Origin of the sequence: Opitutus sp. ER46 (genome assembly GCF_003054705.1) — a bacterium.
Taxonomy (GTDB): Bacteria; Verrucomicrobiota; Verrucomicrobiia; order Opitutales; family Opitutaceae; genus ER46.
In genome coordinates, this window is the sequence record NZ_QAYX01000015.1 from 95,285 (window position 1) to 107,770 (window position 12,486).

Genomic DNA, 12,486 nt, shown 5'->3' on the forward strand with positions numbered 1-12,486 from the left:
ATTTGCCTTGCCACGACGAGGGCTCGCGCCCACCTGAGAAACATGAGTGTGCGCGAGATCGCCCGACTGGCCAAGGTTTCGCCCAGTACGGTCTCCTTGGCCCTGAGGGATAGCCCCAAGATTCCCGACACGACGAAACGCAAGGTGCGCGAGCTGGCCAAGCGCCTCGGCTATCGACCCAACGCCAGAGTGAACGAACTGATGAGCTGCGTCCGGACGAGCCGCGCGCCCCAGAATCAGGCCTGTTTCGGCGTCGTCTCGTTCTACGACACACCCAAGCCCTGGGAAAGTTCTCACCACCTTGCCCGCATCTACCGCGGCATGTTGGCCCGCGCCGAAGTGCTGGGCTACCGTCTGGAACCGCTCTGGCTCCGCGCGCCGGGCATGACCTATCGCCGCTGCCGTTCCATCCTCGACGCGCGCGGAATCGAAGGCCTGCTCTGTTTCGGCAGTCCCGACATCGACGACGAATTTCCGCCGGAGTTCGACCACTACGCCATCGTGACCCAGGGGCTCAGCATCAAAACGCCCCTGCACCGTGTGGTCAGCCATGTGTACAAGGACATGTGGCGCGCCCTGGAACAGGTGTACCAGCTCGGCTATCGCCGCCCCGGCCTGGTCATCGGCCGCTACGAAGACATCCGGAGCGCCCACGGATACCTCAGCGCCTACCTTGGCTGGTGGCAGGTCACCCTCGGCACCACGCCGCTGCCCGTGCTCCAACTGGACAAGGTGGAACTGAAACCAGTCCGCGAGTGGCTCGCCTACAACGCGCCGGACGTGATGATCTTTGTGCACCACTACAACGTCCTGCCGGAATTCACCGCCTGCATGCGCGAGAGTGGCCTGCACATCCCGGAAGACATCGGCGTCGCCGTGATCAGCCAGATCCTCGATCGCACGGACTACTCCGGGCTCGAGGAAAACCAGCAACTCATCGGAGCGTGGGCCGTCGAACTGCTGGTTTCACGAATCATGAACCGCGACCTCGGCATCCCGACCAACCCGCGGATCGAGATGGTTGAACGCCACTGGGTCGACGGGAAAACCTTGCGGAAAATCAGCCGCTAGGCGCCAGCCACGCGGGCCTTCTTTTTGGGGGCAGCCGGGCCCTTCGGCCGCTCCGTGGACCGATGCCGAAATCGCCTGCGGCTCACCGGGGCCCGTGAGCCGTCCCCGCTGCGGTCAACGTCGACCAAGCCCCCGCTCGTCATCGGCCTCGCCGCGCCCCTCCCTCGTGCGATGCGTCGTTCCCCTCTTCTGCTCTCCGGCCTGGGCCTCCTGGCCCTCACCGGCCTCCTCCGCGCCGACGTCACGGTTGCGCCGCTCTTTCAGGACCACGCCGTCCTGCAGCAGGACCTGCCGGTGAACATCTGGGGGCGCGCGGATGCGGACGAGGTCGTCCAAGTCCGGTTCGCCGGCCAACGCGTCGAGACCAAGGCCGGTCCTGACGGGCGATGGCGCGTCGTCCTGCAACCGATGCCCCCCAATGCCAAGGGCGAGGACCTCGCGGTGGCGGGGAAGAATACCGTGACGCTGCGGGACGTCCTCGTGGGCGAGGTCTGGCTCTGCTCGGGGCAGTCGAACATGGAAATGGCCGTGGAAAAGGCGGCCAACGCGGCGGAGGAGCAAGCCGGGGCCACCTTCCCGGCGATCCGCCAGATCAAGATTGATCGCCATCCAAGTTCGACCCCGCGCGAAACGATCCGGGGCGCATGGCAGGTCACCACGCCAGCTACCGTGGGCGCGTTCACCGCGATTGGCTACTTTTTCGCCCGCCAGCTGCAGCAGGAACTCGGCCGGCCCGTCGGGCTGGTGAACGCCTCGTACGGTGGCACGCCGATCGAATCGTGGATGAGCCCCGGGGCCCTCGCCAGTGATCCGGCTTTCGACGTCGTCGCCGCCCGGTGGAGGCAAACGCTTGCGGACTACCAGACCCGTCGGTCGACGTACGAAGTCGCCCTGGCAAAATGGACGGAGGAGGAGGCCGCCACGCAGGGTGAAGGCGCCGAGTCGCACGCCGCGTTTCTGAAACAGCGCCCCAAGCCGAAGGCGCCCACGGCGCCAGCCGGTGGTCCTTTTGAACCGGCCGGCCTCTACCACGGCATGATTCACCCGCTCGTCCCGTACACGATCCGCGGCGTGCTCTGGTACCAGGGAGAATCCACCCGGAACGTGCAGCACCCGGAAGAGTACCGTGGCCTCTTCTCCGCGCTGATTCGGCAGTGGCGCATGGATTTCGGCCAACCGAATCTGCCCTTCTTCTGGGTCCAACTGCCCAACTACGAGGTGCCCAACGAGCCCTCCGGCGTGGCGTGGCCGCGGATCCGCGAAGCCCAGGCCGAGACGTTGGCGCTGCCCCATACCGCGATGGCGGTCGCGATCGACCTAGGGGAGCGGACCAACATCCATCCCCGGAACAAGCAGGCGGTTGCCCAGCGGCTCGGCGCCCTCGCGTTGACCGAGGTCTACGGCAAGCCCGCCGAAGGCCGCAGCCTCATGTTCGCCCGGGCGGAGCGGGACGGAGCAGCGATTCGCATCCACTTCGCACCCACCGGGGGCAACCTCGTCAACCGCGGCGAAGGCATGCCCGCGCTGCAGATTGCGGGCGCCGATCGCAACTTTCACGCCGCCGAAGGCCGCATTGACGGCGATACCCTGCTCGTCCGTTCCGCCTCCGTCGCCGATCCAGTCGCGGTGCGCTACGCCTGGACCAACTGTCCCACCGCCACGCTTTACGGGAAAAACGGTCTGCCCGTCGCACCGTTCCGCACCGACGCGTGGTAACGCGCCGGGCGCGGGACGCCGTCCGGCGCGACCGGATCCGGTCAACGTAAACCAATGCCGGCGTCGCCCGCATCGCGACCTGCCCCACGCTTTCCCACGCGCCCCGGGGGACCCGTTCCGCCCGCCGGTGCGTCCCCCTTTGCGTCCCATGTCCTGCCCCGAAGACTCTGTTGGCTCTGCCGGTTTGTGCGCGCCCCCCTCGAACGAACCGCCGCTGTTCGACTTTCAGGTCAACGGCTTCGCCGGCGTGGACTTCCAACGCCCTGATGTCTCCGCCCCGGCCCTCGAACATGCGGCGGCCGCCCTCCGGGCCCACCAGGTGGGCTGCATTTTCGTCACGTTCATCACCGCGCCCCTCGAACAACTCGCCCAGCAGCTCCGCCGGTTTGAGTTGTTCCGCGAAGCCAGTCCGTCGCTGTCCGCGATGATCGCCGGTTACCATCTGGAAGGGCCCTGGCTCTCACCCCAACCGGGCTACTGCGGCGCCCACCCGCCCGCCCACATGCACGCGCCCAGCATCGTGGAGTTTGAGACGCTGCAGCGTGCCGCCCGCGGTCGCATCCGGCTCGTCACGCTGGCCCCCGAGTGGGCCGGCAGCAGCGAGTTCATCACCCACCTGACCGCCCGCCAGGTGGCGGTCTCACTCGGCCACACCAACGCCACGGAGCGCGACATCGACGCCGCGATCGCCGCCGGGGCGCGGTTCTGCACCCACCTCGGCAACGCCGTGCCGCTGGTGCTGCCGCGCCACGACAATGTCGTCCAACAACTGCTCTCCCGCGACGAACTCATCGCCTGCTTCATCCCCGACGGGCTCCATCTGCCGCGGCGGGTCCTGCAGAATTTCGTTCGCGCCAAACCGCCGGGCCGGGCGCTCTTCACCACCGACGCCATGGCTGGCGCCGGCGCGCCGGCCGGGAACTACACGCTGGGCGACCTCACCGTGAATGTCGGCGCCGACGGCATCGCCCGCAACCCGGGCGGCGGCTTTGCCGGCTCGACGCTCCCACCGGACGACGGCGTGCGTCGCGTGGCCGAATACCTCGCCCTGCCACCCCACGAGGCACGCCGGCTTTGGTCCACCACCGCCGCCGCGGCTTTCGGCGTCACCCTTTCCGCCCCCTCCATCTCATGAGCACCTCTCCTGTGCACTACGCCGCCGTCGATCGCCTCGCCGTCGAGCGGCACCCCCACCGGTCCGCCATGGGCCGCGCCGCGGCCCGCGCGGTGGCCGCGTACCTTTGCGACACCATCAACCGGCACGGTCGCGCCCGCATCGTCTTTGGCTGCGCCCCTTCCCAGGACGACTTCCTGGCTGCCCTGGTCGACCCGGCGTTGTGTGGCGCCGAGATCGACTGGCGCAAGGTGACCGCCTTTCACATGGACGACTACGTCGGGCTGCCTGGAAGCCATCCGGCCAGTTTCCGCTCATATCTCCAGCGGCATCTCCTCTCGAAAGTTCCCGTGGGAACGTTTCATCCGATCACGGCCGAAGCGGCGGATGGCGCGACCGTTTGCCGGACGTATGCGGCCGCCTTGCGCGAGCAACCGATCGACCTCATCTGCCTGGGCATCGGCGAAAATGGCCACATCGCCTTCAACGACCCGCCGGTGGCCGACTTCGATGACCCCGCGCTCATCAAGGTGGTCGAGCTCGACCACGCCTGCCGGACGCAGCAGGTGAACGACGGTTGTTTCCCCAACCTGGCCGCGGTCCCGCCGTCTGCCTACACCCTGACCGTGCCCGTTTTTCGGACCGCTCGCCGGCTCAGCGTCGTCGTACCCGGCCCGCGCAAGGCCGCCGCGGCCCGCGCCGCGCTCCGCGACCCCATCGGCCCCGGGTGCCCCGCGTCCGTCCTGCGCCTGCATCCGTCTGCCACGCTCTATCTCGACGCCGACTCCGCCGCCCAACTCTAGCGCCCCATGCCCTCGCCGCTTTGCCGCCTCGCCCTCCTCGTCGCCCTCGCCGCCGCCCTCCCCAACGGCGCGCCGGCGGCCAACGCTCCGACGATCGAGACTTTCGCCCGCCAGCCGGATCGCCCGGTCGACGTCGCCCGTGACCGCAACCTGTACGTCATCGGCTATGCGCACCTGGACACCCAGTGGCGATGGACGTACCCACGCGTCATTCGGGAGTTCATTCCCGCGACGTTGCGGAAGAATTTTGCGCTGCTCGACCAGTACCCGAACTACACGTTCAACTTCACCGGGTCCCGCCGCTACGAGATGATGCAGGAGTATTACCCGGCGGACTACCAGAAGCTGAAGCGCTACGTCGCCGCCGGCCGGTGGTTTCCCGCCGGCTCATCCGTCGACGAGGCCGATTCACTCGTGCCCTCCGCGGAATCCCTCCTCCGGCAGATTCTCTACGGGAATCGCTTCTTCCGCCGCGAATTTGGTCTCGCGAGCAACGAGTTCATGCTGCCCGACTGCTTCGGATTCCCGGCGGCGCTGCCCACCATCCTGGCGCATGCGGGCATCAAGGGTTTTTCCACGCAGAAGCTCACCGTAGGAACGTCGGGCGGCATTCCCTTCAAGGTCGGCGTCTGGGAGGGGCCGGATGGCAGTTCCGTCGTGTCCGCCTTCGACCCCGGTCCGTACTATGGGCAGGAGACGGCGGACCTGAGCAAAAGCGAAAGCTGGCTCAAGCGGATCGAAGCCACCGGGCAGATTTCCGGCGCCTACGTCGACTATCACTATTACGGCATCGGCGATCAGGGCGGCGCCCCCAACCCCGGCTCCGTCCGCTGGATCGAGCGCAGCCTCATCGGGGGCGGACCGGTCCGCGTGATCTCGTCGACCACCGAACGCATGTTCAACGACCTGGCCCCGGCCCAGGTCGCCCGGCTGCCCCATTACCGCGGTGAGCTTCTCCTCGTGCAGCACTCCGCGGCGGCCATCACGTCCCAGGCGTACATGAAGCGCTGGAACCGCAAAAACGAGTTGCTGGCCGACGCCGCCGAACGTGCCACCGTCGCGGCGTTCTGGCTCCGGGGCGCGCCCTACCCCGCCAGGAAACTCTACGACGCGTGGAACCTCGTGCTCGGTTCCCAGATGCACGACATGCTGCCGGGCACCAGCGTGCCCAAAGCCTACGAGTACTGCTGGAACGACGAGATTCTCGCCGCCAACCTGTTCGCCTCCGTTGTGTCCGACGCCGTCGGCGCGGTCACCACGGGCCTCGACACACGCGCGGAGGGCACCGCCATCGTCGTCTACAACCCGCTCTCGATCGAGCGCGACGACCTCGTCGAAGCCGAGCTGCCCATCCGCGGCCCCACGCCCGCGGCGCTGGTCGCCGTCGGGCCCGACCATCGTTCAGGCCCCGTGCAGATCGTCGGCCGACAGGATGACGTTCTCAAAATTCTCTTCCTCGCCCACGCCCCGGCGGTCGGATTCTCAACCTACGACATCCGCCCGGCCCAGCCCGGCGCCGCGCCGGCAGCCCCATCGCTCCGCGTCGAGGATCACACGCTCGAGAACGAGCACTATCGCGTCACGATCGACGCCAACGGCGACATTGGCTCGGTCTTCGACAAGACGTTGACCAAGGAACTCCTCGCCGCCCCAGCCCGCCTCGAACTGCACCCGCAGAATCCCGAACGGTATCCCGCCTGGAACATGGACTGGCGCGAACGTCAGCAGCCCGCGCGCAGCGTCGTCGCCGGCCCGGCCCGTATCCGCCTCGTCGAGACCGGGCCCGTTCGCGTCGCCATCGAGGTCGAACGTGAAACCGAGGGCTCGAGCTTCACCCAGACGATCCGACTGGCGGCCGGCGCCGCGGGCGATCGTATCGAGATTGCCACCCTCCTGGATTGGCAGACGCGCGAAACCGTCCTGAAAGCCGCCTTCCCGCTCACCTCCGCCAACGCCGTCGCCACCTACGATTCCCAGGTCGGAACGGTGCAGCGGGAGAACAACCATCCCCGGAAGTACGAGGTGCCGCAGCACCAGTGGATCGACCTCACCCGGCCCGACGAATCCTACGGCGTCGCCCTCCTGAATGATTCGAAGTACGCCTCCGACAAACCCGACGACCAGACCTTGCGCCTCACGCTCGTGCTCACTCCCGGCGTGCGCAATCGGTTCCAGGACCAGGCGTCGCAGGATATCGGTCGGCATGAGATTCTGTACGCGCTCGCCGGGCACTCCGGCGACTGGCGGAAGGCCAACGTTCCCTGGCAGGCCGCCCGGTTGAACCAACCGCTGCTGGCATTCCGCGCGCCCTCTCACGACGGCGTACTCGGCCGGACCTTCTCCCTCTTCAAGGTGAGCAGCGGGCAGGTTGCGCTCGCGGCCGTCAAGAAGGCCGAAGACAGCGACGAGATCATCGTCCGCTTCAAGGAACTCACCGGCAAGGTCGCGGGCGGCCTGCGCTTGAGCGCCGCCGTCCCGATCGTGGCCGCCCGTGAGGTCGACGGCCAGGAACAGCCGCTGGGCGATGCGACCGTGGAAAACGGCGAACTCGCGTTCTCACTTCGCGGCTACGGACTGAAGGCCTTTGCGCTGAAACTCGGCCCCCCGCCGGCCACGCTCGCCTCCCCGGTTTCGCAGCCCGTGACGCTCCCCTACACCGACGACGTCGTGAGCACAAACGAGCACCGCCACGACGGCCACTTTGACGCCGCCGGCCGCGCCTATCCCGCCGAGCAGTTTCCCGGCACGCTCGTCAGCGAGGGCATCACCTTTGCCCTGGGACCCACCGCGGACGGACAGCCGAACGCCATGGCCGCCCGAGGCCAGTCGCTCGCGGTTCCAACGGGCGATTTCAACCGCCTCTACCTCCTGGCCGCCGCGGACGGCGACACCGCCGCCCGGTTCCTCGTGGACGGCCACCCGGTTGATCTCACGGTTCAGAACTGGACCGGGTACATCGGACAATGGGACAACCGGCTCTGGGGCGGAACTGTCCCCGAAAGCGTGTTCTACTGGTTCAAACCGCTGGTCGGCCTTGAGCCCGGCTTCACGAAGCGCGACGCCGTGGCCTGGTATGCCAGCCATCGCCACACCGCCGATTCAGACGACGCCTACCAGTTCTGTTACCTGTTCAAGTACCGCATCGATCTTCCCGCCGGGGCCAAGACCCTGACGCTCCCGGACACCCCCAAGCTCCGGATCTTCGCCGTCAGTGCGGCACAAAACCTGCACGACGACACCGTGGCCGCATCGCCGCTCTACGATCGCCTCGATGATCATCGACCAACCGCGCCTCGGTTCTCGGTCGCCGCCGGCCGCTATGCCGACACCCAGACGGTCTCGATTCTCCCGCCGCTCTACTGGCGCACAGGGGGCTTGCGCTACACGCTCGATGGCACCGAACCCGGGCCATCCTCCCCGCAGTACGAACACCCGATCACCGTCAGCCGCGACCTCACCCTTCAGGCGCGGGAGCTTGATCCCAACGGCGTGCCCGGACCGCTCTCCCGCGCAACCATTGCCGTCACCGACACCACGGCACCTCACATCCTCACCGCCGCGTCGGTCGGCGGCGTGCCAAGCGTGCGCGTCGAGTTCTCCGAGCCGGTGACGAGAACGAGCGCCGAGAACGTCGCGAACTACGCCTTCGACGGTCCCGCCCACGTCACCGCCGCCACGCTCAGCCCCGATGGCCGCGCCGCACTGCTCACCTTGTCCGCCCCTCTCACCGCCTCGGCCCGGGTCACCGTGGGCGCCATCCGCGACACCTCTCCCCAGGGCAACGCCCTCCCGCGAGCGACGCTCGCGGTCACGCCCGCCCAGCCCGTGTTTCGGCAGCGCGATGCGACTGCGCCCCGCGACATTCCAGTTGCCAGGCTTCCGAGCCAGAAGGGCCAGGCCTGGACGATGAACGTGTTCGTGAAGGCGACCACGCCACCGCCAAACCGGACGCTGATCGCGGGCTTTGGCCGTGCGGATAACAAGGTTGACGGCACGGGCCGCTATTTCGCGACCTTCGCCAACGGCATCCACCTCTGGTTGCGGAATCCGACCGATGTTGAGAGCACCACTCCCCTGACCATCGGCCGCTGGCAGATGCTGACGGCGACATACGATGGCACCGTCCTCCGGCTGTTCTCGGAGGGGCGCCAGATCAGCTCGCTCGAGGTGGCGCTCCCCGACGATGAAGCCGTCGTCCGCCTCGCCCCCATCGATCCTTGGGACAAAGAACGGACGTTCTCCGGTGACATCCGCCACCTCACGATCTGGAGCGAGGTCCTGTCAGCCGAGGCCATCCAGACCCTGCTCGCGACCGACCGGCCCGAATAGGCACATGAGGAAAGGGAGGGAACCGCGCGTGGTTGGGAGTTCGATCGCGCTCTGGTTCCACCCTTGTCTCCTGTGAGGAGTTCGAATCTCGGTTCAACAACCCCCAAGGCCGTTCAACAGGAGACCGCTGAGCGCACAGAGATCGATCCGGAGGAGCATTGATCTCCCGCTCGAGTTCTCTGCGGCCTCCGCGAGCTCCTGTTCACCGTCGGTATTCTCATCGTATCTCTCGCCTTTCCGGGTTCGCCAGAGCTCATCCCGCCGCCGCCTTGATCGAGGCCCGAAATGCTATGCGGTTCGGCCATGAGCACGCTGCAGGAGATCGAAGCCGCCGCCCTCCGGCTTTCGGAAAAGGATCGGTTGCAGCTTGCCGACCGGATTCTCGGAAGCCTCCCACCACCGCCTGATGCAGCGGAACCCGAAGAGATCCTGGCCCAGGCCGTGCGTCGAGATACTGAACTGGAGAGCGGCAAGACCGCTCCTCTGACAGAACAGCCCTTCTGGGCAGGCGTGCGTCGGCATAGCGCGGGATCCCCCGCTCTTCCGAGTCCTCAGTGACTCTGTGGTTCAATCCATCCTCGGTTCGCCGGGCCGGCGGAAGATTCTCCGCCGCAGCGGAAAATTGGGGCGGCCAACGGGATTTGAACCCGCGACCCCAAGATCCACAATCTTGTGCTCTAACCAACTGAGCTATGGCCGCCGTAAAGTAAGGAGCGCGGAATGTCGCGAGCGGCTCCAGACCTGTCAAGGCTTCCGTTCTTGGCGGACTGAACGTCTGCCAAGAAGGGGTTTTGCGACTGCCGCAGTCCGCCGTCCGCTTCGCTCAAATATCTAACGTTAAGGCTTTTGCGCGTATGTCCGTCGCGCTGAATCCTGACCTCGCGCCTCGGCGCTGACTCTCCGCGCACGCCGACTGCGCTCACGTCTTCCCTCGCCTTCTTCCCCCGGCCGCGCCCCGCCGGTCCCTCCTCCGTTCCGCCCAACCGCCGTTCCTGCCTGCCCCCGATGGCAGCGCCACCCCACGCGACCTACCTTGCCGCTGCCTGCTCTTCGACTGCCCTCCGCCGAGTCTCCCCTCGGCGGAGCCTTTTCCTCCCCACCCCACCCCGCCCCGCGCCGCACGTCCAGCCGCCGCTGACGCACTCGTCTCGCGCAACCACCCCCCGTTTTCGCGCCCCTTCGCATCTTTCGCGGTTCACCTCTCTTCATCTGCGTTCAATCGCACACTGCGAAATGGCCTAACCACGAACGGACCGCGACTGCCGCGATTCCCAAACCAGAGCTCACCGCGAAAACACGCGAACCCAGCCGCGAAAACCCGCGGTGTTCGCCGCCGCTCACGCACTCGTCTCGCGCAACCGACCGCCCCCCGTTTTCGCGCCCCTTCGCATCTTTCGCGGTTCACCCATCGCCCGCCTCCGTGGTTCGCCCCACCCTCACTCTCACTTTCACTCTCACTCCGGGCGGCCCCTGCCGCCCGGACACTTTCACTCTCACTCCAGGCGGACCCCGGGCGCCCGGACACTCTCACTTTCACTCTCACTGCCCGGCGGCGGCCGCGCCGCCGCCGGGCTTGTCTCACTCCGCCCGTGACACTGGGATGCCCGCGCGATGCGCCGGTCCACCGCAACGTTTCCCTGCCTGCTGCTCCTCCTCGCCGCTGTGCTGTCGGCCAACGTCACCGCCTTCGCGGAGACCGCGTCCTCGTCGGCGCCCGCACCGTCGCCATCGCCATTGCGCTGGCTGCGTTGCTCCACGCCGGAGTTCACGCTCATCACCGACCTCGACTCCACCGCCGCCACCGCCCGCGCGAAGGAGTTCTCCCAATACATCGCCGCACTCCGCGGCTACTTCGGCAACCCCACCGCGCCGCTGCTGCCGCTGACGCTCGTGGTGTTCCGCAGCCACGCCGACTTCGACCGCTTCCGCCCGCTCGACGCCCAGGGCCGACCCCAGCTCGTCGGCGGATTCTTCGTCCGCAACGAGGCCTGGGCCATCCTCGGCGCCCCCGGCGACGCCACCGCCGAAACCACCCGCACCCTCTACCACGAGGGCGTCCATTGGTTCATGCACAGCGCCGAGCGCACCCTCCCGCCGTGGCTCGACGAGGGCATGGCCGAGGTGTTCTCCACCTTCGAACTCGTCGGCAGCGACGTCCGCTGGGGCCGCGAACTCCGGGGACGCGTCCAACTGCTGCACCGCTACCACGTGCTGCCGCTGAAGCAGCTCCTGTTCACCAGCCGCGCCGATCTCTTCGGCCGCGACGCCACCGCGACCGATGTCTTCTACGCGCAGTCGTGGGCGTTCGTGCACTTCCTGATGTTCGGCGAAAACAAGTCCCCGCACGACGCCGCCACCCACTACGTCGCCCTGCTCGAACGCGGCACCGATCCCGACGCCGCCTTCACCCAGGCGTTCGGCCACAGCTACGAGGCGATGGACCGCCTTCTCCAGCGCTACCTGCAAGGCCAGGGCGGCTACCGCACGTACCGCCAGCCCCTCGCCCCCACCGTCCCCGTGCGCCCGGTCCCCGCGACGCCTGACGACGTCGACGACGCCCTCGGCCGCCTCGCGCTCGTCGGCGCCCGCCTCGTCCCCGCCTCCGCCCGCGCCCGCGCGATCATCGCCCGCGGCCTGGCTCCCGCCCGCGGCCACACGCTCCTCGCCCTCACCTACCGCGCGGCGCGCCAGCCCGCCGAGGCGGCGGCGGAGTTCGAGCGCGCCGCCCGCGCCGGTAGCACGGACTTCGAGACGTACTTTGAAGCGGGATGCGCGCTGCAGGGCGCCAGCGCCGGCATCGCCACGGTCACCAGCGACACCGCGCGCCAGGCCGCCGACTACTACGAGCAGGCGATCAAGCTCAACGCCGGCTACGAGAAGGCCTACGCCAACCTCGCCGGTCTCATGGGCCTGGCCGAACCGTTACTCCCCGCCGACCACGCGGCGCTCACCGACGGCGCACGCCGTTTTCCTGGCAACCTCCTCATCCCACTCGGCCTCGCCCAGCTCTCCTGGCGCCGCGGCGAAAAGCCCGCCGCCCGCCGGCTCCTCGACGGCGTGCTCGCGCAGGCCGACCGGCTCAACGCCCAGACCGCCGCCTACGCCGAACGTATCCGCGCCGCCTGGACCGACGAGGAGCGCATGGCAACGATCGCCACGCTCGCCCGCGAACGAAAGTACGCCGACGCCCTCGCGCGCGTCGATGAATGGCTCGACACCGTGTCCGACCGCACCACCGAGGCCGAACTGCTCCGCTGGCGCCGCGACCTCACCCGGGCGGCCGGGGTTTCCAAACCATAGTTCACCGCGAACGCTCGCGAACCCAGCCGCGGAAACCCGCGGTCGTCGCCGTCGCTCACGCACACGTCTCGCGCCACCGACCGCCCCCCGTTTTCGCGCTCCTTCGTGAAGGGATGTGGTTCTCGAAAACCGAGGAGCGAGGATGAAAATTAA

At 67.9% G+C, this 12,486-nt stretch carries 7 protein-coding genes and 1 tRNA gene; 7 read left to right on the plus strand and 1 reads right to left on the minus strand.

What is annotated here, in order from left to right:
• Positions 1-42: 42 nt before the first annotated feature.
• The 6 genes from DB354_RS01845 to DB354_RS01870 all read left to right on the plus strand — a co-directional run bounded on the left by DB354_RS01845 (position 43) and on the right by DB354_RS01870 (position 9,591).
• Positions 43-1,071, plus strand: a complete 1,029-nt coding sequence (locus tag DB354_RS01845; protein ID WP_107833729.1) for a LacI family DNA-binding transcriptional regulator — start codon at positions 43-45, stop codon at positions 1,069-1,071.
• 171 nt (positions 1,072-1,242) lie between these two features.
• On the plus strand, positions 1,243-2,787 hold the full coding sequence (locus tag DB354_RS01850; protein ID WP_107833730.1) for a sialate O-acetylesterase: 1,545 nt from the start codon (positions 1,243-1,245) through the stop codon (positions 2,785-2,787).
• Between the two features lie 148 nt (positions 2,788-2,935).
• Entirely contained in the window at positions 2,936-3,922 is a 987-nt protein-coding gene (locus DB354_RS01855) for an amidohydrolase family protein (protein ID WP_107833731.1), read from the plus strand.
• Positions 3,919-4,704, plus strand: coding sequence for a 6-phosphogluconolactonase (locus tag DB354_RS01860; RefSeq protein WP_107833732.1), 786 nt, complete (start codon positions 3,919-3,921; stop codon positions 4,702-4,704). The genes DB354_RS01855 and DB354_RS01860 overlap by 4 nt, the downstream gene beginning before the upstream one ends.
• A 6-nt stretch (positions 4,705-4,710) precedes the next feature.
• The gene (locus DB354_RS01865; RefSeq protein ID WP_107833733.1) at positions 4,711-9,033 is read left to right on the plus strand and encodes a glycoside hydrolase family 38 C-terminal domain-containing protein; all 4,323 of its coding nucleotides are present in this window, start codon (positions 4,711-4,713) and stop codon (positions 9,031-9,033) included.
• 303 nt (positions 9,034-9,336) lie between these two features.
• A complete protein-coding gene (locus DB354_RS01870; protein WP_107833734.1) occupies positions 9,337-9,591 on the plus strand; it encodes an addiction module protein in 255 nt (84 codons plus the stop codon).
• A 65-nt stretch (positions 9,592-9,656) separates the two neighbouring features.
• Here DB354_RS01870 and DB354_RS01875 read toward each other — a convergent pair.
• Positions 9,657-9,733: transfer RNA gene (locus tag DB354_RS01875), tRNA-His, on the minus strand.
• A 911-nt stretch (positions 9,734-10,644) separates the two neighbouring features.
• Here DB354_RS01875 and DB354_RS01880 point away from each other — a divergent pair.
• On the plus strand, positions 10,645-12,333 hold the full coding sequence (locus DB354_RS01880; protein ID WP_107833735.1) for a hypothetical protein: 1,689 nt from the start codon (positions 10,645-10,647) through the stop codon (positions 12,331-12,333).
• The last annotated feature ends 153 nt before the right edge of the window (positions 12,334-12,486 follow it).